Raw genomic sequence first — 23,255 nt, 5'->3', positions numbered from 1 at the left:
CTCAGCCCCGCACTATGTCCTGCCTCATCGGCGAGAGGAGCGTATTTATCCTCGCGCCATCCGGCTCAAATCGCCGAAGTATCCGATCAGAAATAAAAATGCCAGTCAGCTTAACTGACTGGCATTACCCCGAAGGGTGCTTTTTCTGTCGCGGGAAGCTTAGCGCTTCAGCGAGGCTGGCAGGTGCGGCTGGATCGCCGTCAGCACTGCCTTGAAGCATTTGGTGTTGCCGGCAACGACGTGGCCTTTTTCAAGGAAGTCGTGACCACCGGTGAAGTCGCTCACCAGGCCGCCCGCTTCCTGGATCAGCAGGGCGCCCGCAGCCATGTCCCATTCGGACAGGCCCGACTCCCAGAACGCGTCGAAACGGCCGGCGGCCACGTAGGCCAGGTCCAGGCTCGCCGAACCTGCGCGGCGGATGCCGGCGGTCTGGCCAACCAGGGCGCGGAACATGCCCAGGTAGTTGTCGAGGTTGTCCATCTGGTCGTCACGGAACGGGAAGCCGGTACCCAGCAGGGCGCCGTCCAGGCTGGTGCGGCCGCTGACGCGCAGGCGACGACCGTTCAGTTGAGCGCCGCGGCCACGGCTGGCGGTGAATTCTTCCTGGCGAACCGGGTCCAGAACAACAGCGTGTTCCAGGCGACCGCGGTATTTGCAGGCAATGCTGACAGCGAAATGAGGAATGCCGCGCAGGAAGTTGGTGGTGCCGTCCAGCGGATCGATGATCCACAGGTACTCTTCGCCTTCGATGCCGGTGCCGGCGTGCATGCCGGTCTCTTCACCCAGGATCGAGTGATTCGGGTAGGCCTTGCGCAGGGCGTCGATGATTTTCTGTTCGGCGGCACGATCCACCTCGGATACGTAATCCTTGGCGTCTTTTTCGTCGACCTTGATGGTATCCAGGCGCTCGATGGAGCGGAAGATCAATTCACTGGCGCTGCGGGCGGCGCGCAGCGCGATATTCAGCATGGGCTGCATGGATGTGTCACCTAAGGTTGTTAAAGAAAGCCGGGCATTCTATCAGAAAGTTTCTACAGGAGAAGGACGACGTTCGCTTTCATGGCTTAACGGTAGGATGAGCTGTAAGATTCCGCTCCCGATTATCGTGTTCGAGAGCGCCTCCCTTGCTGCAAAACATTCGTGTCGTCCTGGTCAATACCAGTCATCCGGGCAATATCGGCGGGGCTGCGCGTGCCATGAAGAACATGGGCCTGTCGCGGCTGGTGCTGGTCGAACCTCGGCTGTTCCCGCACCAAGAGGCCGATGCCCGTGCTTCCGGTGCCGGGGATATCCTTGAAAACGCGCAAGTCGTCGCCACTTTGGAAGATGCCCTGGTCGGCTGCAACCTGGTGCTCGGCACCAGCGCCCGCGACCGGCGGATTCCCTGGCCGCTGCTCGATCCCCGCGAGTGCGGTACCAAAGTGGTCGAGGAAGCCGGGCAGGGCGCGGAAATTGCCCTGGTGTTCGGTCGTGAAGATTCCGGCCTGACCAACGAAGAGCTGCAGCGATGTCATTATCACGTGCACATCCCCTCAGACCCTGAGTTCAGTTCGCTGAACCTTGGGGCAGCGGTGCAGGTGTTGGGTTATGAAGTGCGCATGTCCTGGCTCGCTGCCCAAGGCCAGCCGAGCAAGGTCGAGAAGGAAGAAGTGGCTTCGGTCAAAAGCGCTGAGCTTGCGACCATGGACGAGCTGGAACGATTCTATGAGCACCTGGAGCAGACCCTGGTGGCCATCGAGTTCCTCGATCCGGAAAAGCCGCGGCACTTGATGGCGCGCCTGCGCCGGTTGTACGGACGCAGCTCGGTCAGCCGGGCGGAAATGAATATATTGCGTGGCATCCTCACGGAAACCCAGAAAGCGGCCCGTGGTGAGCTTCTAAAGCGGAAGGATTAATGATGTTCGAGCGTTTGCGTGAAGATATCCAGAGCGTATTCCACCGAGACCCGGCGGCGCGTAACGCTTTTGAAGTACTGACCTGCTACCCGGGCATGCACGCCATCTGGATTCATCGTCTGGCGGGGATGCTGTGGCGCAATGAGTTGAAATGGCTGGCGCGGCTGGTGTCGAACTTCGGTCGCTGGTTGACTGGGATCGAGATCCATCCGGGTGCCAAGGTCGGTCGTCGTTTCTTCATCGACCATGGCATGGGCATTGTCATTGGTGAAACCGCCGAAATCGGCGATGACGTGACCATTTATCAGGGCGTGACCCTGGGTGGCACCAGCTGGAACAAGGGCAAGCGTCACCCGACCCTGGGTGATGGTGTCGTGGTCGGGGCGGGCGCCAAGGTGCTTGGCCCGTTCACCGTCGGTGCCGGGGCCAAGGTCGGTTCCAATGCTGTCGTGACCAAGGAAGTGCCGCCGGGCGCCACTGTGGTGGGCATTCCGGGGCGGATCATCGTCAAGCCCGACGAAGAGCAGGATGCCAAGCGCAAGGCCATGGCCGAGAAGATCGGTTTTGATGCCTACGGCGTCACAGAAGACATGCCGGACCCGGTGGCGCGTGCCATCAATCAATTGCTCGATCATCTGCAGGCGGTCGATGGGCGGCTGGAGGGGATGTGCGGGGCGTTGAAGGATCTGGGCAGTAATTACTGTGCGAAAGATCTGCCTGAACTGCGCGAAGAAGACTTCGCCTGTGTGAAGGACAAGGATCAGAGCCAGGCCGGCTAGACCGAGTCGCCCCCATCGCGGGCAAGCCCGCTCCCACAGGGATTTTCGGTGTTCACACAATCTGTGTTTCAGCCGAGGCCCTGTGGGAGCGTGGCTTGCCCGCGATGAACGATAACTCGGTACTACTGGCTGTTCACACCCAGCCTTTGCTATGATGCGCCCGCTCTTTTGCGGGTAAACCTGACTAAAGTACTAGGTCTTATAGTTGACTTAAATACTCGGGAATTGCATACTCGCCCCATTCCGAACTCCGTGGTAATTGTCCATGCGACTGACTACAAAAGGCCGATACGCCGTGACCGCCATGCTTGACCTGGCGTTGCACGCGCAGCACGGGCCCGTGTCCCTGGCCGATATCTCCGAGCGCCAAGGCATCTCCCTGTCCTACCTCGAACAGCTTTTCGCCAAATTGCGCCGCAGCAACCTGGTGTCCAGCGTTCGCGGTCCAGGCGGCGGCTACCAGTTGTCCCGCGACATGCAGGGCATCCAGGTCGCCCAGGTGATCGATGCGGTGAACGAATCGGTCGATGCCACCAAATGCCAGGGCCAGGGTGATTGCCATCAAGGTGACACTTGCCTGACTCACCACTTGTGGTGCGACCTGAGCCTGCAGATCCACGAATTTCTGAGCGGTATCAGCTTGGCTGACCTTGTGACTCGCCGTGAGGTGCAAGAAGTAGCCCAGCGTCAGGATCAACGCCGTTGCAACAGCAAGGCGCCACGCCTGGACAAGATTGAAGCGTCCGCCGTCGAATGACAGCCACAGAGCTAACGGCACGCCAGCCAGCCTGATTTAGGAGATAGTCCATGAAATTGCCGATTTACCTTGATTACTCTGCGACTACCCCGGTTGATCCGCGTGTCGCGCAAAAGATGAGTGAATGCCTGCTGGTCGACGGAAACTTCGGTAACCCGGCGTCCCGTTCCCACGTGTTCGGCTGGAAAGCTGAAGAGTCCGTCGAAAACGCCCGTCGTCAGGTGGCCGATCTGGTCAACGCCGATCCGCGCGAAATCGTCTGGACCTCCGGCGCCACCGAATCCAACAACCTGGCAATCAAGGGTGCGGCACATTTCTATGCCACCAAAGGCAAGCACCTGATCACCACCAAGATTGAGCACAAGGCTGTCCTCGACACCATGCGCCAACTGGAGCGTGAAGGCTTCGAAGTGACCTACATCGAGCCTCGTACTGATGGCCTGGTGACCCCTGAGATGATCGAAGCCGAACTGCGCGACGACACCATCCTGGTTTCGGTCATGCACGTGAACAACGAAATCGGCACCGTCAACGACATCGCTGCGATCGGCGAGTTGCTGCGTTCCAAAGGCATCCTGTTCCACGTCGACGCCGCTCAGTCCACCGGCAAGGTCGAAATCGACCTGCAGAAGCTGAAAGTCGACATGATGTCCTTCTCTGCCCACAAGACCTACGGTCCTAAAGGCATCGGCGCCCTGTACGTAAGCCGCAAGCCGCGCGTACGTATCGAAGCGACCATGCACGGTGGCGGTCACGAGCGCGGCATGCGTTCCGGTACCCTGGCCACTCACCAGATCGTCGGCATGGGTGAAGCGTTCCGCGTAGCCAAGGAAGACATGGCTGCCGAGAACGTGCGCATCAAGGCCTTGAGCGACCGTTTCTACAAGCAGGTCGAGCACCTGGAAGAGCTGTACGTCAACGGCAGCCTGACCGCCCGCGTTCCGCACAACCTGAACCTGAGCTTCAACTACGTTGAAGGCGAGTCGCTGATCATGGCACTCAAGGATCTGGCGGTGTCGTCCGGTTCGGCCTGCACCTCGGCGTCCCTGGAGCCTTCGTACGTACTGCGCGCCCTGGGCCGCAACGACGAACTGGCACACAGCTCGATCCGCTTCACCTTCGGCCGCTTCACCACCGAAGAAGAAATCGATTACGCCGCGCAGAAAGTCTGCGAGGCCGTTACCAAGCTGCGCGCTCTGTCGCCGCTGTGGGACATGTACAAAGACGGCGTCGATATCTCGAAGATCGAGTGGGCGGCACACTAACTATAGAAGCCGCCGGATACGGGGCCTGTAGCAGCGCGGCGGTAAACGCAGCGCAACTGCAGGGTCTCAAGAGCGGCCCTGATGAGTGAGGATTGAGAATCATGGCTTACAGCGAAAAGGTCATCGACCACTACGAAAACCCGCGCAACGTCGGCAAGATGGACGCGGAAGATCCTGATGTCGGCACCGGCATGGTCGGCGCTCCGGCGTGCGGCGACGTTATGCGCCTGCAGATCAAGGTCAACGACGCCGGCATCATCGAAGATGCCAAGTTCAAGACCTACGGCTGCGGTTCGGCTATCGCCTCCAGCTCCCTCGCCACCGAGTGGATGAAGGGCAAGACCCTGGACGAAGCGGAAACCATCAAGAACACTCAGCTGGCTGAAGAACTGGCCCTGCCGCCAGTGAAAATTCACTGCTCCGTGCTCGCTGAAGACGCTATCAAAGCGGCCGTTCGCGACTACAAGCAGAAGAAAGGCTTGATCTGATTTTCGAGTTTTGGCGACGAGTAAGGAGTCACCGATGGCTATCAGCATGACAGAAGCGGCTGCTCGACACGTGCGGCGCTCCCTCGACGGGCGCGGCAAAGGTGAAGGGATTCGTCTGGGTGTTCGCACCACGGGCTGTTCCGGCCTTGCCTACGTGCTGGAGTTTGTCGACGAGGTGGTTGCAGAGGATCAGGTGTTCGAGAGTCACGGCGAAAAAGTGATCATCGACCCGAAGAGCCTGGCCTACCTGGACGGCACCGAGCTCGATTTCGTCAAGGAAGGGTTGAACGAGGGCTTCAAGTTCAACAACCCCAACGTACGCGGTGAATGTGGCTGCGGCGAAAGCTTCAACATCTGAGGCTTGTCGTGGGAACTCCTTGTCATTTCGCTTTATTTGAGCTGCAACCGAGTTTCGATCTGGACCTCGACCAGCTGGCTACGCGCTACCGTGAGTTGGCGCGCAGTGTTCATCCGGACCGCTTTGCCGACGCTTCCGAGCGTGAGCAGCGGCTGGCGCTAGAGCAATCCGCGAGCCTCAACGAGGCCTACCAGACGCTCAAGAACCCACCCAAGCGCGCGCGTTACCTGCTCGCCTTGAATGGTGGCGAGCTGCCGCTGGAGGTCACGGTGCATGATCCGGAGTTTCTTCTGCAGCAGATGGAGCTGCGTGAAGAGCTCGAAGACCTGCAGGACAGCGCCGACCTCAAGGGCGTTGCCGTCTTCAAGCGTCGCCTGAAGGCTGCCCAGGATGAACTGAACCAAAGCTTCGCAGCTTGCTGGAACGATGCCGCGCAACGCGAAAAGGCCGAACGCCTGATGCGGCGCATGCAGTTCCTCGACAAGCTCACCTACGAAGTGCGCCAGTTAGAAGAGCGCCTCGACGATTAACCCAGTGCCGCTCCGGTCGCACGCCTGATATACAGATAAGTCCTGATAACGATGGCCCTACTGCAGATCGCCGAACCCGGCCAAAGTCCTCAACCGCACCAGCGTCGCCTGGCTGTGGGGATCGACTTGGGCACTACCAATTCGCTGGTCGCTGCATTGCGCAGTGGTCTTTCCGAGCCGCTTGCCGACGCAGAAGGGCGGGTCATCCTGCCGTCTGCCGTGCGCTATCACGCCGATCGCGTCGAGGTTGGCGAATCCGCCAAGCTGGCTGCCGCTACCGATCCCTTGAACACTGTGCTGTCGGTCAAGCGCTTGATGGGTCGTGGTCTGTCCGACGTCAAGCAGCTGGGTGATCAGTTGCCGTACCGCTTTGTCGGTGGCGAGTCGCACATGCCGTTCATCGAGACGATCCAGGGCCCGAAAAGCCCGGTCGAAGTCTCTGCCGATATCCTCAAGGTCCTGCGTCAGCGCGCTGAAGCGACCCTGGGTGGCGAGTTGGTCGGCGCGGTGATCACCGTTCCGGCCTATTTCGACGACGCTCAGCGTCAAGCCACCAAGGATGCGGCCAAGTTGGCCGGTCTGAATGTGCTGCGTTTGCTCAACGAGCCGACCGCGGCAGCCGTGGCTTATGGTCTGGACCAGCACGCCGAAGGCCTGGTCGCGATTTACGACCTGGGCGGCGGTACCTTCGATATTTCGATTCTGCGCCTGACCGGCGGTGTCTTCGAAGTGTTGGCTACCGGTGGCGACAGCGCCCTGGGCGGCGATGACTTCGACCACGCCATTGCTGGCTGGATCATCGAGAGCGCCGGTTTGTCCGCCGATCTCGATCCGGGCGCGCAACGTCAACTGCTGCAAACCGCCTGTGCGGCCAAGGAAGCGCTGACCAATGCCCCGTCGGTCGAAGTGGCCCACGGCGACTGGAAAGCCGAGCTGACCCGCGAAGCCTTCGATGCGTTGATCGAGCCGATGGTCGCGCGCAGCCTGAAAGCCTGCCGTCGCGCTGTTCGCGATTCCGGTGTCGAGCTGGAAGACGTGCATGCGGTCGTCATGGTTGGCGGTTCGACCCGCGTGCCTCGCGTTCGCGAAGCCGTGGCAGAGGCCTTCGGTCGTCAGCCACTGACTGAAATCGATCCGGATCAAGTGGTGGCCATTGGTGCCGCGATCCAGGCCGATACCCTGGCGGGCAACAAGCGCGATGGCGATGAACTGCTGCTGCTGGACGTGATTCCGTTGTCCCTGGGGCTGGAAACCATGGGCGGCCTGATGGAGAAGGTGATTCCGCGCAACACCACCATCCCCGTTGCCCGCGCCCAGGACTTCACTACTTATAAAGACGGCCAGTCGGCCATGGCGATCCATGTATTGCAGGGCGAGCGCGAGCTGATCAGCGACTGCCGCTCCCTGGCACGCTTCGAATTGCGCGGTATTCCGGCGATGGTGGCCGGTGCGGCGAAGATTCGCGTGACCTTCCAGGTCGATGCCGACGGTCTGCTCAGTGTTTCCGCACGTGAGCTGGGTTCGGGCGTCGAGGCCAGCATCCAGGTCAAGCCGTCCTACGGCCTGACCGACGGCGAAATCGCCAAGATGCTCAAGGACTCGTTCCAGCATGCCAACGACGACAAGGTTGCCCGCGTATTGCGCGAGCAACAGGTCGATGCCCAGCGTCTGGTCGAGGCCGTGCAGGCTGCGCTTGAAGTCGATGGCGAGCGCTTGCTCGATGCCGAAGAACGCATTGTCATCGACATGCAGGTGCAGGAATTGACCGAACTGATGAAAGGCACCGATGGTTTCGCCATCGAGCAACAGACCAAGCGTCTGTCGCAAGTGACCGATGCCTTTGCCGCCCGTCGTATGGATTCGACCGTGAAAGCCGCTCTGGCGGGCCGCAACCTGAATGAGATTGAGGAATAACGATGCCGCAGGTCATTTTTCTGCCACACGAGAAGTTCTGCCCTGAAGGCATGGTTGTTGAGGCCGAAACCGGTACCTCCATCCTCGAACTGGCCCACGAACACCACATCGAGATGGAAAGTGCCTGCGGCGGCGTCTGCGCCTGCACCACTTGCCACTGTCTGATTCGCGAAGGTTTCGACTCGCTGGAAGAGGCTGATGAGCTGGAGGAAGACTATCTTGATAAGGCTTGGGGGCTGGAAGCTCAGTCGCGTCTGGCTTGTCAGGCCAAGGTCGGTACCGAAGACCTGACCGTCGAAATTCCGAAGTACTCGCTCAACCACGCAGCCGAAGCACCGCACTGATTCAAGGAATTGTCATGAAACTCAAGTGGACTGATGTGCTGGAGATCGCGATCCAGCTGGCCGAAAGCAAGCCCGACGTGGACCCTATGTCGGTCAACTTCGTCGATCTGCGTAAATGGGTAATGGAATTGCCCGATTTCGACGACTTGCCTGAGCATTGTGGCGAAAAGATCCTGGAGGCCATTCAGGCCCACTGGATCGAAGAACGCGACTGAGCCACGCCGCAGGTTAGGCAATACCCGAGAACCCGCGTATAATTCGCGGGTTTAATTTTTCGTAAATTACCGTTTCTGGAGTTACACCATGGCTGTTCAACGTACTTTCTCCATCATCAAGCCTGACGCCGTTGCTAAAAACGTGATCGGCGAGATCACCACTCGTTTTGAAAAAGCTGGCCTGCGCGTTGTAGCTTCGAAACTGAAGCAACTGTCCAAAGCCGAAGCTGAAGGCTTCTACGCTGAGCACAGCGCTCGTGGTTTCTTCGGCGACCTGGTTGCTTTCATGATCTCCGGTCCGGTTGTCGTTCAGGTTCTGGAAGGCGAGAACGCTATCGCTCTGAACCGTGAGCTGATGGGCGCTACCAACCCTAAAGAAGCTGCTGCCGGCACCATCCGCGCTGACTTCGCTGATTCCATCGACGCCAACGCCGTACACGGTTCGGACTCCGAAGCCGCTGCCGCTCGCGAAATCTCGTACTTCTTCGCAGCTACTGAAGTAACCACTCGCTAAGCATTGGCTTAAGAGTGAAGGTGAATCCATGACTACATCGACTGTAAAAATCAACCTGCTGGGTCTGACTCAGCTGGAAATGGAAAAATTCTTCGACTCAATCGGGGAGAAGCGTTTCCGTGCCGGTCAGGTAATGAAATGGATTCACCACTTTGGTGTCGATGATTTCGACGCCATGACGAACGTCAGCAAGGCCTTGCGCGAAAAGCTCAAGTCTGTTGCTGAAGTTCGCGGTCCGGAAGTGGTCAGCGAGGACATCTCCAGCGACGGCACCCGTAAGTGGGTGGTGCGCGTGGCGTCCGGCAGCTGCGTCGAGACCGTGTACATTCCCCAGGGCAAACGCGGCACCTTGTGCGTTTCGTCCCAGGCAGGCTGTGCCCTGGATTGCAGTTTCTGCTCCACCGGCAAGCAAGGCTTCAACAGCAACCTCACCGCCGCCGAAGTCATCGGCCAGGTGTGGATTGCCAACAAATCCTTTGGCAGCGTCCCGGCAACCGTCGACCGTGCCATCACCAACGTGGTGATGATGGGCATGGGTGAGCCGCTGCTGAACTTCGACAACGTCGTCGCGGCCATGCATTTGATGATGGACGACCTGGGCTACGGCATTTCCAAGCGCCGTGTGACCCTGTCGACTTCCGGCGTGGTGCCGATGATCGATGAGCTGTCCAAGCACATCGACGTCTCCCTGGCGTTGTCCCTGCACGCACCGAATGACGCATTGCGTAACCAATTGGTGCCGATCAACAAGAAGTATCCGCTTAAGATGCTGCTCGAGTCGTGCCAGCGCTACATGTCGTCCCTGGGCGAAAAGCGCGTGCTGACAATCGAGTACACCTTGCTCAAAGACGTGAACGACAAGGTCGAGCACGCCGTGGAAATGATCGAGCTGCTCAAGAACATCCCGTGCAAGATCAACCTGATCCCGTTCAACCCGTTCCCGCATTCCGGGTACGAGCGGCCGAGCAACAACGCCATTCGTCGTTTCCAGGATCAGCTGCATCATGCCGGTTTCAACGTCACCGTCCGCACCACCCGTGGTGAAGACATCGACGCCGCCTGTGGTCAATTGGTAGGACAGGTGCTGGATCGCACCCGTCGCAGCGAACGTTACATCGCCGTGCGTGAATTGAACGCCGACAGCGATCTGGCGACGAACGCTGCGAACAACAACTAAGAGAGGATCTCTATGTCCCTGCGCTTTGCGCTGCTTTTGCTGTTGGCCAGCCTGTGTGCTGGCTGCGTGCTTTCGGGTGACTACAACCCGATGAAGACCAGCAAGGGCCGTGATGAAGCGCGCGGGGCGTATGTGCAACTCGGTATCGGGTATTTGCAGCAAGGCATGACCGAACGCGCCAAGGTTCCGCTGAAGAAAGCGCTGGAGCTCGATGGCTCCGACCCTGATGCCAACGCGGCGCTGGCGCTGGTGTTCCAGGCCGAGATGGAGCCTGAGCTGGCCGACGAGCATTTTCGCAAGGCACTGTCCTCCCGTCCCTCCGATGCGCGAATCCTCAACAACTACGGCAGTTTTCTTTTCGGGCAGGAACGTTACAGGCAAGCCTACGAGCGCTTTGAACAAGCGGCTGCCGATACGCTGTATCCTGAGCGTTCGCGGGTGTTCGAGAACCTCGGCATGACCGCTGCGATGCTGGGGCAGCGCGAGCTGGCCCGGGAGCAACTGGAAAAAGCCCTGCGCCTGAACCGGCGACAACCTCGTGCATTGCTGGAAATGGCTGAGTTGTCTTACGAAGACAGGCATTATGTGCCCGCGCGAGACTATTACGACGGTTTTAGCCAGCTCTCCGAACAAAATGCACGTAGTCTATTGCTCGGCATTCGGCTGGCAAAAGTGTTCGAAGATCGCGACAAGGCCGCAAGCCAAGGCCTGCAACTAAAAAGACTCTATCCCGGTACGCCGGAATATCAGCAATACCTGTCGGAGCAATGATGAAAGCGGCGCATCCCGAAGTTGTAGCAGCGAATCGCGTTAACCCCGGTGAGACTTTGCGCCAGGCCCGCGAAAGCAATGGCTGGTCGCTGGCCGAAGTGGCTCTCAAGCTCAACCTCACCACTACTTCCCTGAGCAATCTGGAAGCCGGCGCTTTCGACAAGCTGCCCGGGCATACCTTCGCCCGCGGCTACATTCGCGCCTATGCCAAATTGCTCGGCATGGACCAGGCCGTTCTGGTCCAGCAATTCGATCAATCCACCGGCACCGATTCCCAGGGCAGCAGTGTTCACAGCCTGGGCCGTATCGAAGAGCCGGTGCGGGTTTCCCATACCATTTTGCGTATCGTCAGCCTGCTGTTGCTGGTCGCGGTGATTGGCGGCGGTTTTGTCTGGTGGCAGGATCAGACGTCGATGCGCACCAAGGACCTGATCGGCCTGGCTCCGGAGCACGTTGAAGTCGAAGGCGCCGACGGTACGACGCAGATTCATCCGCTGGACGAGCCGGAAGACCAGGCCGTCGTGGAAGGTCAGACCGAAGGCAGCACCGCCCTCGCGCTGCCACAGGCCGAGACTCCGGCTGAAGCACCGGCAGAGGTTCAGGCGACCGCACCCGTCACCCCTGCAACGCCGGTTGCTCCGGCCGCGCCTGCTCACAACGCCGCGCCGGTGACCCCGGCAGCTCCGGCCCCGGCAGCTCCTGTCGTTCCGGCCCCGGTGGTGACTGCCCCGGTTGCGCCTGTCGCGCCTGCTCCGGCGGCAACCGCGCCAGTGGCCGGTCAAGGCCAGGTCCAGGTGCAGTTCACCGCCGATTGCTGGACACAAGTGACCGACGGTGGCGGCAAGGTGCTGTTCAGCGGTCTCAAGCGCAAAGGCGACAGCCTGGCAGTCAATGGCAAGCCACCGTTCGCCGTACGTCTGGGTTTTGCCCGCGGCGCTCAGGTCAGCTATAACGGCCAACCGGTCGATGTCGCTCCGTTCACCAGTGGCGAGACTGCTCGCCTGAAGTTGGGTCAATAAGTCATGCACGGCGAATCTCCAATCAAACGTCGCGAATCCCGCAAGATCTGGGTCGGTAACGTGCCTGTTGGCGGCGATGCGCCTATCGCTGTGCAGAGCATGACCAACAGCGACACCAACGATGTCGCGGCCACTGTCGCGCAAATCAATCGCCTGGAAGCGGCTGGTGTCGATATCGTGCGGATTTCCGTACCGGACATGGACGCCGCCGAAGCCTTTGGCAAGATCAAGCAACTGGTCAAAGTCCCCCTGGTTGCCGACATCCATTTCGACTACAGGATCGCATTGCGCGTAGCCGAACTGGGCGTTGACTGCCTGCGGATCAACCCGGGCAACATCGGTCGCGAAGACCGTGTGCGCGCGGTGGTCGATGCCGCCCGCGACCGCGGCATCCCGATCCGCATCGGCGTGAACGCCGGTTCCCTGGAAAAAGACCTGCAAAAGAAGTACGGCGAGCCGACCCCGGCTGCGCTGGTCGAGTCTGCCTTGCGTCACGTCGAGCACCTCGAGCGCCTGAACTTCCAGGATTTCAAGGTCAGCGTGAAAGCTTCCGACGTGTTCATGGCCGTTGAAGCTTACCGCCTGCTGGCCAAGGAAATCGTCCAGCCGCTGCACCTGGGCATCACCGAAGCCGGTGGTTTGCGTTCAGGCACGGTGAAATCCGCCGTGGGCCTCGGTATGCTGCTCGCCGAAGGGATTGGCGATACTATCCGCATCTCGTTGGCGGCCGACCCGGTCGAGGAAGTGAAAGTCGGCTACGACATTCTCAAATCCCTGCACCTGCGTTCCCGTGGCATCAACTTCATCGCCTGCCCGAGTTGCTCGCGGCAGAACTTCGATGTGGTCAAGACCATGAACGAGCTGGAAGGGCGCCTCGAAGATTTGCTGGTACCGCTGGATGTCGCGGTCATCGGCTGCGTGGTCAACGGCCCGGGTGAAGCCAAGGAAGCCCATATCGGCTTGACCGGCGGTACGCCGAACCTGATTTACATCGACGGCAAGCCGTCGCAGAAACTGACGAATGACAATCTGGTGGATGAGCTTGAACGCTTGATCCGCCAGAAAGCGGCCGAAAAGGTCGAAGCTGACGCTGCCGTTATTGCGCGCGGCTGATCGAACGAATTAAGGAAATTTTGTGAGCAAGTCATTGCAAGCCATTCGTGGCATGAACGACATCCTGCCCGAACAGACCCCCTTGTGGCGTCATTTCGAAGGCACCGTTTCGCGTCTGCTGGATAACTACGGTTACAAGCAGATCCGCATGCCGATCGTCGAGTTCACCGAACTGTTCAAGCGTTCGATCGGTGAAGTGACCGACATCGTCGAAAAAGAGATGTACACCTTCGACGACCGCAACGGCGACTCCCTGACCCTGCGCCCTGAAGGCACGGCGGCCTGTGTGCGCGCAGTGCTGGAGCACGGCATCACCGGCGGTGGCCAGGTGCAGAAGCTCTGGTACATCGGCCCGATGTTCCGTCACGAGCGCCCGCAGAAAGGCCGTTATCGCCAGTTCCACCAGATCGGTGTCGAAGTGTTCAACCTCGACGGTCCGGACATCGACGCCGAGCTGATCGTGCTGACCTGGCGCCTGTGGGGCGAGCTGGGCATCCGCGATGCGGTGAAACTCGAGCTCAACAGTCTGGGTACCAGCGAGTCCCGTGGTCGTTATCGCGAAGCACTGGTCGAGTTCCTGTCGCAACACCTGGACAAGCTGGACGAAGACAGCCAGCGCCGCCTGAAGACCAACCCGCTGCGCGTCCTGGACACCAAGAACGCCGAGACCCAGGCGATTCTGGTCGATGCGCCGAAAATGGCCGACTACCTCGACGAAGAATCCCGCGTGCACTTCGAGGGCCTCAAGGCTCGCCTGGACGCCGCCGGCATTCCTTACGTGATCAACCCGAAGCTGGTGCGCGGGCTGGATTACTACAGCAAGACCGTTTTCGAATGGGTCACCGACAAACTCGGCGCCCAGGGCACCGTCTGCGCTGGCGGCCGTTACGACGGTCTGGTCGAGCAGATGGGCGGCAAGCCGACCGCGGGCGTAGGCTTCGCGATGGGCATCGAACGCCTGGTGCTGCTGCTGGAAACCCTGGAGCAGATCCCGGAAGAAATTTCCCGTCAGGTTGATGTCTATCTCTGCGCCTTCGGTGAAGCCGCCGAACTCGCCGGCCTGACCCTGGCGGAGCGCGTGCGTGACCAGTTGCCCAACCTGCGCCTGCAAGTGAACGCCGGCGCCGGCAGTTTCAAAAGCCAGTTCAAGAAGGCCGACAAGAGCGGTGCGCTGTACGCGCTGATCCTCGGTGACGACGAAATGGCCCAGCAAGTGGTAGGTTTCAAACCCCTGCGTGGCCAGGGCGAACAACAAAGCATTGCCTGGGATGCGCTTGCAGCGCACCTGGCCACCTGCGTCGTGCAGGGTTGAAGCTGTCTAAACAGCCGAATTAGCGATTAAGGAGTATTGGGGTGTCGAGTACCGAAGACGAACAGCTGGCGGATTTCAAGGAGTGGTGGTCACGCAACGGCAAGCCCCTGGTGACTGGCGGCCTGTTGGCGCTGGTCATCGTGTTCGGCTGGCAGGCGTTCCACAAGTATCAGAGCAATCAGTCGCAAGGCGCCTCGATTCTCTATCAGCAATTGCTCGAAACCACGCTGACGCCTGACGGCAAGCCTGATGCGGCCCGTGTTTCGGACCTGGCCGGCAAGCTCAACAGCGAGTTCGGCGGCAGCGCCTACGCGCAGTACGGCAGCCTGTTCGTGGCCAAGGTCGCGGTCGACAGCGGCAAGCTGGACGACGCAGCCAGCGAGCTCAAAGCCATTGTCGCCAAACCGGCCAACCCGGCGCTGGGCGAAATCGCCCGTCAGCGTCTGGCTCAGGTGCTCGGCGCGCAGAACAAGGCCGACGAAGCGCTGAAACTGCTCGAAGGCGATGCCGACAAGGCATTCCTGGCCACTCGCGAAGAGCTCAAGGGCGACCTGCTGGTGCAGTTGGGCCGTACCGAAGAAGCGAGCGCGGCGTATCAAAAAGCCAAGGCGGCACTGTCGGATGAAGCGGCGGTCGGTGGCCTGCAAATCAAGCTGGACGACCTGGCCAAAGGGGATGCGTGACGTGATTCGTTGGAAACATGCAGCATTGCTGGCCCTGGCCTTGTTGGCCGCGGGTTGCAGCAGCAACAGCAAAAAAGAACTGCCACCGGCCGAGCTGGTCGACTTCAAGGAAGAAGTGGTTCTGCAAAAGCAATGGAGTCGTTCGATCGGTGACGGTCAGGGCGAAACCTACAACATGCTGGTTCCGGCCATCGATGGCGATACCATCTATGCCGCCGACGTCACTGGCGTGTTGATGGCGATGGACCGCCACACCGGCGACGTCAAATGGAAGAAAGACCTCGAGCTGCCTGTCTCCGGCGCCGTTGGCGTTGCTTACGGTCTGGTCACCATTGGTACGATCAAGGGTGAAATCGTTGCCCTGGACGCGATCAACGGTGAAGAAAAGTGGCGCGCTCGCGTGTCCAGCGAAGTACTGGCGCCGCCAGCCAACAACGGTGACGTCGTAGTGGTTCAGACCCAGGACGATCGTCTGATCGGCCTGGATGCCGCCACCGGTGACCGTCGCTGGATCTATGACAGCACGCCTGCGGTACTGACCCTGCGTGGTACCAGTGCGCCGATCGTGACTAACCGCCTTGCGGTGGCTGGCCTGTCGACCGGTAAAGTGGTTGCCGTGGACATCACCAACGGCGTGCCGGTGTGGGAACAGCGCGTAGCGATCCCGCAAGGTCGTTCGGAGCTGGAGCGCGTGGTCGATATCGACGGTGGCTTGCTGCTGTCGGGCGAGACCCTGTATGTCGCCAGCTATCAGGGGCGCGTTGCCGCTCTGGACCTGCAAAGCGGCCGCCAGCTCTGGCAGCGTGATGCTTCCAGCTACGCCGGTGTTGCCCAGGGTTTTGGCACCGTTTACGTAAGCCTGTCTTCGGGTACCGTTGAAGGCGTCGACGAGCGTTCCACCACAGCCTTGTGGAGCAACGATTCGCTGGCCCGCCGTCAACTGTCGGCCCCGGAAGTGTTCTCCAGCTACGTTGCAGTCGGTGACCTGGAAGGTTACCTGCACCTGCTGAGTCAGGTGGACGGCCGTTTCGTTGGCCGTGAGCGCATCGACAGCGACGGCCTGCGTGCCCGTCCGCTGGTGGTGGGCGACACGATTTATGTATATGGCAACAGCGGCAAACTGGAAGCCCTGACCATCAAGTAACAACTATGCTTGGGGTTTAACCCCCAAGCGGCTTCACTGTTTGTACAACTGTAGGAGCGAGCATGCTCGCGATGGACGCCAACGATGACGCTGGCGTCCTGAATAAACGCGCTGCCCTGGCGTTTTTCGCGAGCAGGCTCGCTCCCACAGAAAAGCACACAGTGATTGCCCCGAGCACCAGCCGCTGCCTCGCAGCGGCTTTTGTATTTTCTGAAATAACGAAGTGGAGAGCCGCATGGTTCCCGTAATCGCCCTGGTGGGCCGACCAAACGTCGGCAAGTCCACCTTGTTCAACCGCCTGACCAGGACTCGCGACGCCATCGTCGGCGACTTGTCCGGTCTGACCCGTGATCGCCAGTACGGTGAGGCCAAGTGGCAAGGGCGTTCCTACATTCTGGTCGACACCGGTGGTATCTCCGGTGACGAGCACGGTATGGACGAAAAAATGGCCGAGCAATCGCTGCTGGCCATTGAAGAAGCGGATGTTGTGCTGTTCCTGGTAGATGCCAAGGCCGGTTTTACCGCCGCCGACCAGATGATCGCCGAGCATTTGCGCAAACGTAACAAGCGTTCCTACGTGGTTGCCAACAAGGTCGACAACATCGACCCTGAAATGGCCCGCGCCGAATTCGCTCCGTTGGGCATGGGACACGCGATCCCGATCGCTGGCGCTCATGGTCGTGGCATCACCCAGATGCTGGAAATCGCCCTGAGCGAATTCCCGAAAGACGAAGAAGAGCCGGAAGAAGGCGAGGAAGAAGACGTCGCCGAAGGCGAGGAAGCCAAGCGCATTCCTGGTCCAAGCGAAAAAGACGGGATCAAGATTGCGATCATCGGCCGTCCGAACGTCGGCAAGTCGACCCTGGTCAACCGCATGCTCGGCGAAGACCGGGTCATCGTCTACGACCAGCCCGGCACCACCCGCGACAGTATCTACATCCCGTTCGAGCGTAACGACGAGAAGTACACGCTGATCGACACCGCCGGTGTGCGCAAGCGCGGCAAGATCCACGAAGAAGTCGAAAAGTTCTCCGTGGTCAAAACCCTGCAGGCGATCAAAGACGCCAACGTGGTGATCTTCGTGATGGACGCCCGCGAAGGCGTGGTGGATCACGACCTCAACCTGCTGGGCTTCGCCATTGAGTCGGGTCGTGCGTTGGTCATCGCGATCAACAAGTGGGACGGCATGACGCCGAGCGAGCGCGACTTCGTGAAGGTCGAGCTGCAACGTCGTCTGTTCTTTGTCGACTACGCCGACATCCACTTCATCTCGGCGCTGCACGGCACTGGCGTGGGCAACCTCTATGCCTCCGTACAGAACTCGTTCAAGTCCGCGGTCACCCGCTGGCCGACCAACCGTCTGACCCAGATCCTCGAAGACGCCGTTGGCGAGCACGCGCCACCGATGGTCAACAACCGCCGGATCAAGCTGCGCTATGCCCACTTGGGTGGTGCGAACCCGCCGATCATCGTGATCCACGGCAACCAGATCGAGAAAGTGCCGAAGTCGTATGTGCGCTATCTGGAAAACACTTACCGCCGTGTGCTGAAGCTGGTCGGTACGCCGATCCGCATCGAGTTCAAGGGCGGCGAGAACCCGTACGAAGGCAACAAGAACTCGCTCACCGACCGTCAGGTCAACAAGAAGCGTCGCTTGATGTCGCACCACAAGAAGGCCGACAAGAAGCGTCGTGACAAGCGCTGATCTACGGCTTGCTCGACTCCTGTGGGAGCGGGCTTGCCCGCGATGAACGATTGCGCGGTGTTCCTGTTACACCGCAGCGTGGCCATCGCGGGCAAGCCACGCTCCCACAGGATCGGGTTCCAGAAAGGGCGCTTTATGCGCCCTTTTTTTATGGGCTCCGTTTGGGCTATTCTCGGACTCCCCCGCGCCGCCGTAGAGCCGGGTGTAGAGCAGGGAACCACCGATGATCACCAGCAAGCTGCCGAATGTCGGCATCACTATCTTCACGCAGATGTCTCAGCTCGCGGCACAGACCGGCGCGCTCAATCTGTCCCAGGGTTTTCCCGATTTCGCGGCCCCGCAGGCCCTGTGCGATGCGGTCGGCCGGCATATCGCCAGCGGCCATAACCAATATTCGCCAATGACCGGCCTGCCGGTGTTGCGTCAGCAGATTGCGCTGAAGATCGCCCGCAGCTATGGCGTGCAGGTGGATGTGGATACCGAGGTGACGGTCACCCCCGGCGCGACCGAGGCGATTTTCTGTGCCATTCAGGCGGTTATCCACAGCGGTGACGAAGTCATCGTGTTTGACCCGGCCTACGACAGCTACGAGCCCTCGGTAGAGCTGGCCGGCGGTCGTTGCGTGCATGTGCAACTGGGCCTGAACGACTTCAGTATCGACTTCGAGAAGCTTGCCCAGGCACTCAGCCCGCGCACGCGGATGATCATTATCAACACCCCGCACAACCCCAGTGGTGCGCTGATCAGCCGTGCCGAGCTCGACCAGTTGGCGGCCTTGATCCGTGATCGCGACATCTATGTGATCAGCGACGAAGTCTACGAACACCTGGTGTATGACGGCGTGCCCCACGTCAGCGTGCTGGCGCATGAGGAGCTGTATCAGCGTGCATTCGTGGTCAGCTCGTTCGGCAAGACCTACCACGTCACCGGCTGGAAAACCGGCTACGTGGTCGCGCCACCGGCCCTGACGGCGGAATTGCGCAAGGTGCACCAGTACGTCAACTTCTGCGGTGTAACGCCGCTGCAATATGCCTTGGCCGATTTCATGGCCGAGCACCCTGAGCACGTCGAAGAGCTGCCGGCGTTCTATCAGGCCAAGCGCGATCTGTTCTGCGATCTGCTGGCGCCATCGCGTTTCAGCTTCACCCGGGTGACCGGCACCTATTTCCAGTTGGTCGATTACTCGCAGATCCGCCCGGACCTCAACGATGTCGAGATGGCCCTGTGGATGACTCGCGAACATGGCGTGGCCAGTATCCCGATCTCGGTGTTCTACCAGACGCCGCCCGAAGGCCAGCGTCTGGTGCGGCTGTGTTTTGCCAAGCGTGAGGAGACCCTGCGTGAAGCGGCGGAGAAGCTATGCGTGATCTGAGTGCATTGCCCAATCTGGATGTGGCGCTGATCCAGACCACGCTGGCCTGGCACGACCGGCAGGCCAATCTGGAGCATTTCGAGTCGTTGCTGGAGCAGGCTCGCGGCGCCGACCTGATCATTCTGCCGGAAATGTTCACCACCGGTTTTTCCATGGAGTCCGAGACCCTCGCCGAAGCGGAAAACGGTCCCACCAGCAAATGGCTTCGGGCTCAGGCTTCGAGGCTTGAAGCGGTGATTACCGGGAGTGTGATCGTTCAGGCCGCCGACGGCAGTCATCGCAATCGCCTGCTGTGGGCGCGCCCGGATGGCGAGGTGCTGCACTACGACAAGCGTCACCTGTTCCGCATGGCCGGTGAGCATAACCACTACACCCCCGGCGAACGCCAGGTGCAGTTCGAGCTCAAGGGCTGGCGTGTACGGCCGCTGATTTGCTACGACTTGCGCTTCCCGGTGTGGAGTCGCGACGCTCAGGACACTGACCTGCTGTTGTACACGGCGAATTGGCCGGGTGCACGACGCCAGCACTGGAACCGTTTGCTGCCGGCGCGGGCGATCGAGAATCTGTGTTATGTCGCCGCGGTGAATCGCATCGGGACTGATGGTAAGGGCTTTGCCTATACCGGCGACAGTCAGGTGCTGGATTTCCAGGGTGAAACGCTGCTCAGTGCGGGCGAGGCTGACGGGGTGTTCAAGGTGGTGCTGGATGCGGCAGAGCTGGCGGCGTATCGCACCAGATTTCCTGCGAATCTGGATGCTGACACTTTCGAGTTCACCTAGTATTTTCGGCACCTGACAGGGCCTCTTCGCGGGCAAGTCGGATCGCCGCACCGCCGCTCCCACAGGGTATGTGGGTGTACACAAAATTTGTGTTAGCAACGGTCAACTGTGGGAGCGGGCTTGCCCGCGAAGGGGCCGGTTCAGACAACATAAAACAAGCAGGCAAAAAAAGGCCCCGAGATTCACGTCTCGGGGCCTTTTGCATTTCAGCGGTGGTTTACGCCGCTTTCGCTTCCGGCTGGCTCAACGAACGGTTCAGTGCACTGAACAGGGCCTTGAAGCTGGCGGTGGTGATGTTTTCGTCGATGCCGACGCCATGCACCGCACGTTCACCGTTCACGCGCAGTTCAATGTAGGCCGCGGCCTTGGCATTGGTGCCCGCGCCGATGGCGTGTTCGTTGTAGTCCATGATTTCCACCGGAATCGGCAGGCCGGCCACCAGCGCTTCGAGGGCGCCGTTGCCTTTGCCGCGCCAGTGCAGGTTGGTCTCGCCCTGGCCTTTGCTGGCCACTTCCACTTCGACGGCGCTGTGACCGTTTTCTTCCTGCAGGCGATGGCTGACCAGCGCGTACGGGGTGTTGGCCTGCAAGTATTCACTGTGCAGCAGTGCGTGGATTTGCTGGGCGGTCATTTCCAGGCCGAGACGGTCGGTCTCACGCTGCACGACCTGGCTGAATTCGATCTGCATGCGACGCGGCAGGCTGATGCCGTATTCCTGTTCCAGGAGATAGGCGATACCACCCTTGCCCGACTGGCTGTTGACGCGGATGACCGCCTCGTAGCTGCGGCCGATGTCGGCCGGGTCGATCGGCAGGTACGGCACTTCCCACAATGCATCGGATTTCTGCTGGGCGAAGCCCTTGCGGATCGCATCCTGGTGCGAGCCGGAGAACGCGGTGTGCACCAGGTCGCCGACGTACGGGTGGCGTGGGTGCACCTGGATCTGGTTGCACTCTTCGACGACTTTGCGCACGCCGTCGATGTCGGAGAAGTCCAGCTCAGGGTGCACGCCCTGGGTGTAGAGGTTCAACGCCACGGTCACGAGGTCGACGTTACCGGTACGCTCGCCGTTGCCGAACAGGCAGCCTTCGACACGGTCGGCGCCGGCCATCAGGCCCAATTCGGTGGCAGCTACGCCGGTGCCACGGTCGTTGTGGGTGTGCAGGCTGATGATCACGCTGTCACGACGGTTGATGTGACGGCCGAACCATTCGATCTGGTCGGCGTAGATGTTCGGGGTCGCGCATTCAACGGTGGCCGGCAGGTTGAGGATCATCTTGTGCTCGGGCGTCGGGTTCCAGACCTCGATCACCGCGTCGCAGACTTCCTTGGCGAACTCCAGTTCGGTGGCGCTGAAGGTTTCCGGCGAGTATTCGAAGGTCCACTCGGTGTCCGGCTGCATGGCGGCGTATTTGACGAACAGCTTGGCGGCGTTCACGGCGATGGCCTTGATCCCGTCCTTGTCCTGGTTGAAGACGATGCGGCGGAAGGAAGGGGAGGTCGCGTTATACAGGTGCACGATGGCTTTCTTCGCACCGCGCAAGGATTCGAAGGTGCGCTCGATCAGGTCTTCACGGCCCTGGGTCAGCACCTGGATGGTGGTGTCGTCCGGGATGTGGTTGCCTTCGATCAGGGTACGGACGAAGTCGAAGTCGGTTTGCGAGGCGGCCGGGAACGACGCTTCGATTTCCTTCACGCCGACCTGCACCAGGGTTTTCCAGAAGCGCAGCTTCTTTACGGCGTCCATCGGCTCGATCAGCGACTGGTTGCCGTCGCGCAGGTCGGAACTGCACCAGATTGGCGCGGCAGTGATGGTTTTCGATGGCCAGGTGCGGTCCGGAATGTCGATGGTCGGGAACGCGCGGTATTTCGAAGACGGGTCTTTGAGCATGCTCATCGGGAAATCCTTATTGTGTGGGCCGAAAAAAGGCGGCCTGCCGGTGGATCAAAAGTTCTTGGGGAAACGTTTGGGACGAGGCACCACGATTCAACCCGGCAGTCGTGCGCTGACGAGGCACAGGCTGCGGTGTTGACGGAGCTGAATGAGGGTGTGAGAGGTTTTCATGCCTTCAACCCTAACCGCGAGGGGGGAGGTTGGCAAGCAGTCGAAAAAAATTGAGAGGAATACTCGTGAGCGGGTGTTTATCGAGATTTTATTGCTTCAAATGGTTGCGATGATCATGTTGTTTGCGCGAGGTTCGAGCGGCGCGCAATTGAAGAAAGCAGCTCCCACAGGTGCAGCGCGATCCCTGTGGGAGCGGGCTTGCCCGCGAAGGAGTCAGAAGCCTCAACGAAAATTCAAGGTTGAAATGCGCCGATGAAGATAGCCGGATCGACCCGTGCATCATTCAGGCTGACATTCCAGTGCATGTGCGGTCCGGTCGCGCGGCCGGTTGCACCGACTTTACCGACCACCCCGCCACGGGCCAGTTGCTGGCCGACTGTCACGTCGATTTTCGACATGTGACAGAACATGCTGATGAAGCCCTGCCCGTGGTCGACGAACACTGTGTTGCCATTGAAGAAGTAGTTGCCGATCAGGATCACCTTGCCGGCGGCTGGGGTCTTGATTGGCGTACCGCCGGGCACAGCGAAGTCCAGGCCTGAGTGGGGATTGCGCTCTTCACCGTTGAAAAAGCGCCGCACGCCGAACTTGCTCGACAGTGGCCCGTTCACCGGTTTGTCCAGCAGCAGATTGCTCGGGGTGTTGGGGCTGAACGTGCGGTAAGCGGCAATCTGCTCGGCCAGTTCACGCTCGATGCGCTTGAGGTTTTCCGGGTCCGGATTGACCTGTTGGGTGTTCTTCAGGGTGATGCGCTGTTCCGGGTATTTCTTGTTGCCAACCGTAAAATTCAGATTGCGGCCGCCGCTGCTGATCGATTGGGTCCCCGGCTTGACCGTCAGCGGCACGCCGACGATGGCCAGCCAGTTGTTCTGTTCCTTCACGACCAGCACGGGTTTGCCTTGATAGGTGGCTTTTGGCGCCTGGGCGGATGCACCCAGGTCCAACACCGCAACGCCGCCCGGCACCGGTTTGTTCAACAGGCGGGTGATGTAGCTGTCGGCGTGGGCGTTGAGGGTCAGGCACAGCAACAGCAGCGGAGCGAGAAAACGCGGCATG

At 60.2% G+C, this 23,255-nt stretch carries 24 protein-coding genes; 21 read left to right on the top strand and 3 right to left on the bottom strand.

The window, feature by feature from the left end; genetic code table 11:
• Positions 1-159: 159 nt before the first annotated feature.
• On the bottom strand, positions 160-978 hold the full coding sequence (gene suhB, locus EI969_RS25895) for an inositol-phosphate phosphatase (RefSeq protein WP_008053258.1): 819 nt from the start codon (positions 976-978) through the stop codon (positions 160-162).
• A 146-nt stretch (positions 979-1,124) separates the two neighbouring features.
• Here suhB and trmJ point away from each other — a divergent pair, with 146 nt between their 5' ends.
• From trmJ to EI969_RS25790, 21 genes are all read left to right on the top strand, one after another.
• Positions 1,125-1,895 carry a tRNA (cytosine(32)/uridine(32)-2'-O)-methyltransferase TrmJ gene (gene trmJ / locus EI969_RS25890; RefSeq protein WP_160390254.1) on the top strand — a complete coding sequence of 257 codons (771 nt, stop codon included), beginning with the start codon at positions 1,125-1,127 and terminating at the stop codon, positions 1,893-1,895.
• Between the two features lie 2 nt (positions 1,896-1,897).
• Entirely contained in the window at positions 1,898-2,674 is a 777-nt protein-coding gene (gene cysE, locus EI969_RS25885) for a serine O-acetyltransferase (protein ID WP_160390256.1), read from the top strand.
• Positions 2,675-2,939: 265 nt separating this feature from the next.
• Positions 2,940-3,431 (top strand): Fe-S cluster assembly transcriptional regulator IscR, encoded by a 492-nt coding sequence (gene iscR, locus EI969_RS25880; protein WP_007903581.1) that lies wholly within the window; start codon positions 2,940-2,942, stop codon positions 3,429-3,431.
• 50 nt (positions 3,432-3,481) lie between these two features.
• Entirely contained in the window at positions 3,482-4,696 is a 1,215-nt protein-coding gene (locus EI969_RS25875; RefSeq protein WP_160390253.1) for an IscS subfamily cysteine desulfurase, read from the top strand.
• 101 nt (positions 4,697-4,797) lie between these two features.
• Positions 4,798-5,184: a Fe-S cluster assembly scaffold IscU gene (iscU, locus tag EI969_RS25870; protein WP_007974006.1), complete on the top strand. Its 387-nt coding sequence runs from the start codon at positions 4,798-4,800 to the stop codon at positions 5,182-5,184.
• A gap of 34 nt (positions 5,185-5,218) precedes the next feature.
• Entirely contained in the window at positions 5,219-5,542 is a 324-nt protein-coding gene (gene iscA / locus EI969_RS25865; protein WP_003227904.1) for an iron-sulfur cluster assembly protein IscA, read from the top strand.
• Between the two features lie 8 nt (positions 5,543-5,550).
• Complete coding sequence (gene hscB / locus EI969_RS25860) at positions 5,551-6,072, top strand: co-chaperone HscB (protein WP_110660597.1); 522 nt, start codon at positions 5,551-5,553, stop codon at positions 6,070-6,072.
• 51 nt (positions 6,073-6,123) lie between these two features.
• Positions 6,124-7,986: a Fe-S protein assembly chaperone HscA gene (hscA, locus tag EI969_RS25855; RefSeq protein WP_160390252.1), complete on the top strand. Its 1,863-nt coding sequence runs from the start codon at positions 6,124-6,126 to the stop codon at positions 7,984-7,986.
• Between the two features lie 2 nt (positions 7,987-7,988).
• Positions 7,989-8,330, top strand: coding sequence for an ISC system 2Fe-2S type ferredoxin (gene fdx, locus EI969_RS25850; protein WP_110660899.1), 342 nt, complete (start codon positions 7,989-7,991; stop codon positions 8,328-8,330).
• 14 nt (positions 8,331-8,344) lie between these two features.
• Positions 8,345-8,545 (top strand): Fe-S cluster assembly protein IscX, encoded by a 201-nt coding sequence (iscX, locus tag EI969_RS25845; RefSeq protein ID WP_102699123.1) that lies wholly within the window; start codon positions 8,345-8,347, stop codon positions 8,543-8,545.
• Positions 8,546-8,633: 88 nt separating this feature from the next.
• Entirely contained in the window at positions 8,634-9,059 is a 426-nt protein-coding gene (ndk, locus tag EI969_RS25840) for a nucleoside-diphosphate kinase (RefSeq protein ID WP_007916882.1), read from the top strand.
• Between the two features lie 28 nt (positions 9,060-9,087).
• Positions 9,088-10,236, top strand: a complete 1,149-nt coding sequence (gene rlmN, locus EI969_RS25835) for a 23S rRNA (adenine(2503)-C(2))-methyltransferase RlmN (protein ID WP_160390251.1) — start codon at positions 9,088-9,090, stop codon at positions 10,234-10,236.
• A gap of 12 nt (positions 10,237-10,248) precedes the next feature.
• Positions 10,249-11,007 carry a type IV pilus biogenesis/stability protein PilW gene (gene pilW, locus EI969_RS25830; protein WP_160390250.1) on the top strand — a complete coding sequence of 253 codons (759 nt, stop codon included), beginning with the start codon at positions 10,249-10,251 and terminating at the stop codon, positions 11,005-11,007.
• Positions 11,007-12,026 (top strand): RodZ family helix-turn-helix domain-containing protein, encoded by a 1,020-nt coding sequence (locus tag EI969_RS25825; RefSeq protein ID WP_160390249.1) that lies wholly within the window; start codon positions 11,007-11,009, stop codon positions 12,024-12,026. Before pilW ends, EI969_RS25825 begins: the two co-directional genes overlap by 1 nt.
• A gap of 3 nt (positions 12,027-12,029) precedes the next feature.
• Positions 12,030-13,139 (top strand): flavodoxin-dependent (E)-4-hydroxy-3-methylbut-2-enyl-diphosphate synthase, encoded by a 1,110-nt coding sequence (gene ispG / locus EI969_RS25820; RefSeq protein ID WP_007944259.1) that lies wholly within the window; start codon positions 12,030-12,032, stop codon positions 13,137-13,139.
• A gap of 22 nt (positions 13,140-13,161) precedes the next feature.
• Positions 13,162-14,451 (top strand): histidine--tRNA ligase, encoded by a 1,290-nt coding sequence (gene hisS / locus EI969_RS25815; RefSeq protein ID WP_160390248.1) that lies wholly within the window; start codon positions 13,162-13,164, stop codon positions 14,449-14,451.
• Between the two features lie 41 nt (positions 14,452-14,492).
• Entirely contained in the window at positions 14,493-15,134 is a 642-nt protein-coding gene (locus EI969_RS25810; protein ID WP_160390247.1) for a tetratricopeptide repeat protein, read from the top strand.
• Entirely contained in the window at positions 15,127-16,278 is a 1,152-nt protein-coding gene (gene bamB, locus EI969_RS25805) for an outer membrane protein assembly factor BamB (protein ID WP_160390246.1), read from the top strand. Before EI969_RS25810 ends, bamB begins: the two co-directional genes overlap by 8 nt.
• Positions 16,279-16,513: 235 nt before the next feature.
• Positions 16,514-17,983, top strand: coding sequence for a ribosome biogenesis GTPase Der (gene der, locus EI969_RS25800; protein WP_160390245.1), 1,470 nt, complete (start codon positions 16,514-16,516; stop codon positions 17,981-17,983).
• Positions 17,984-18,206: 223 nt separating this feature from the next.
• Positions 18,207-19,355 carry a pyridoxal phosphate-dependent aminotransferase gene (locus EI969_RS25795; protein ID WP_160390244.1) on the top strand — a complete coding sequence of 383 codons (1,149 nt, stop codon included), beginning with the start codon at positions 18,207-18,209 and terminating at the stop codon, positions 19,353-19,355.
• Positions 19,343-20,134, top strand: coding sequence for an amidohydrolase (locus EI969_RS25790; RefSeq protein WP_160390243.1), 792 nt, complete (start codon positions 19,343-19,345; stop codon positions 20,132-20,134). Before EI969_RS25795 ends, EI969_RS25790 begins: the two co-directional genes overlap by 13 nt.
• 217 nt (positions 20,135-20,351) lie before the next feature.
• Here the strand turns inward: EI969_RS25790 and leuA are convergent, their stop codons facing one another.
• Both leuA and EI969_RS25780 read right to left on the bottom strand, forming a co-directional pair.
• Positions 20,352-22,031 (bottom strand): 2-isopropylmalate synthase, encoded by a 1,680-nt coding sequence (gene leuA, locus EI969_RS25785; protein WP_160390242.1) that lies wholly within the window; start codon positions 22,029-22,031, stop codon positions 20,352-20,354.
• 401 nt (positions 22,032-22,432) lie between these two features.
• Positions 22,433-23,254, bottom strand: a complete 822-nt coding sequence (locus EI969_RS25780; RefSeq protein WP_160390241.1) for a M23 family metallopeptidase — start codon at positions 23,252-23,254, stop codon at positions 22,433-22,435.
• Position 23,255 lies beyond the last annotated feature (1 nt).

This window comes from Pseudomonas sp. PB101 (assembly GCF_009764265.1).
In the GTDB taxonomy this organism is placed as follows: domain Bacteria; phylum Pseudomonadota; class Gammaproteobacteria; order Pseudomonadales; family Pseudomonadaceae; genus Aquipseudomonas.
This window is presented reverse-complemented; position numbering and strand designations above follow the sequence as displayed.

What these genes read in the sequence shown, in the direction of transcription:
- suhB (WP_008053258.1), bottom strand. Translation starts at nt 978, where the DNA reads ATGCAGCCCATGCTGAATATCGCGCTGCGCGCCGCCCGCAGCGCCAGT.
- cysE (WP_160390256.1), top strand. Translation starts at nt 1,898, where the DNA reads ATGTTCGAGCGTTTGCGTGAAGATATCCAGAGCGTATTCCACCGAGAC.
- iscR (WP_007903581.1), top strand. Translation starts at nt 2,940, where the DNA reads ATGCGACTGACTACAAAAGGCCGATACGCCGTGACCGCCATGCTTGAC.
- EI969_RS25875 (WP_160390253.1), top strand. Translation starts at nt 3,482, where the DNA reads ATGAAATTGCCGATTTACCTTGATTACTCTGCGACTACCCCGGTTGAT.
- iscU (WP_007974006.1), top strand. Translation starts at nt 4,798, where the DNA reads ATGGCTTACAGCGAAAAGGTCATCGACCACTACGAAAACCCGCGCAAC.
- iscA (WP_003227904.1), top strand. Translation starts at nt 5,219, where the DNA reads ATGGCTATCAGCATGACAGAAGCGGCTGCTCGACACGTGCGGCGCTCC.
- hscA (WP_160390252.1), top strand. Translation starts at nt 6,124, where the DNA reads ATGGCCCTACTGCAGATCGCCGAACCCGGCCAAAGTCCTCAACCGCAC.
- fdx (WP_110660899.1), top strand. Translation starts at nt 7,989, where the DNA reads ATGCCGCAGGTCATTTTTCTGCCACACGAGAAGTTCTGCCCTGAAGGC.
- iscX (WP_102699123.1), top strand. Translation starts at nt 8,345, where the DNA reads ATGAAACTCAAGTGGACTGATGTGCTGGAGATCGCGATCCAGCTGGCC.
- ndk (WP_007916882.1), top strand. Translation starts at nt 8,634, where the DNA reads ATGGCTGTTCAACGTACTTTCTCCATCATCAAGCCTGACGCCGTTGCT.
- rlmN (WP_160390251.1), top strand. Translation starts at nt 9,088, where the DNA reads ATGACTACATCGACTGTAAAAATCAACCTGCTGGGTCTGACTCAGCTG.
- pilW (WP_160390250.1), top strand. Translation starts at nt 10,249, where the DNA reads ATGTCCCTGCGCTTTGCGCTGCTTTTGCTGTTGGCCAGCCTGTGTGCT.
- EI969_RS25825 (WP_160390249.1), top strand. Translation starts at nt 11,007, where the DNA reads ATGAAAGCGGCGCATCCCGAAGTTGTAGCAGCGAATCGCGTTAACCCC.
- ispG (WP_007944259.1), top strand. Translation starts at nt 12,030, where the DNA reads ATGCACGGCGAATCTCCAATCAAACGTCGCGAATCCCGCAAGATCTGG.
- bamB (WP_160390246.1), top strand. Translation starts at nt 15,127, where the DNA reads ATGCGTGACGTGATTCGTTGGAAACATGCAGCATTGCTGGCCCTGGCC.
- der (WP_160390245.1), top strand. Translation starts at nt 16,514, where the DNA reads ATGGTTCCCGTAATCGCCCTGGTGGGCCGACCAAACGTCGGCAAGTCC.
- EI969_RS25795 (WP_160390244.1), top strand. Translation starts at nt 18,207, where the DNA reads ATGATCACCAGCAAGCTGCCGAATGTCGGCATCACTATCTTCACGCAG.
- EI969_RS25790 (WP_160390243.1), top strand. Translation starts at nt 19,343, where the DNA reads ATGCGTGATCTGAGTGCATTGCCCAATCTGGATGTGGCGCTGATCCAG.
- leuA (WP_160390242.1), bottom strand. Translation starts at nt 22,031, where the DNA reads ATGAGCATGCTCAAAGACCCGTCTTCGAAATACCGCGCGTTCCCGACC.
- EI969_RS25780 (WP_160390241.1), bottom strand. Translation starts at nt 23,254, where the DNA reads ATGCCGCGTTTTCTCGCTCCGCTGCTGTTGCTGTGCCTGACCCTCAAC.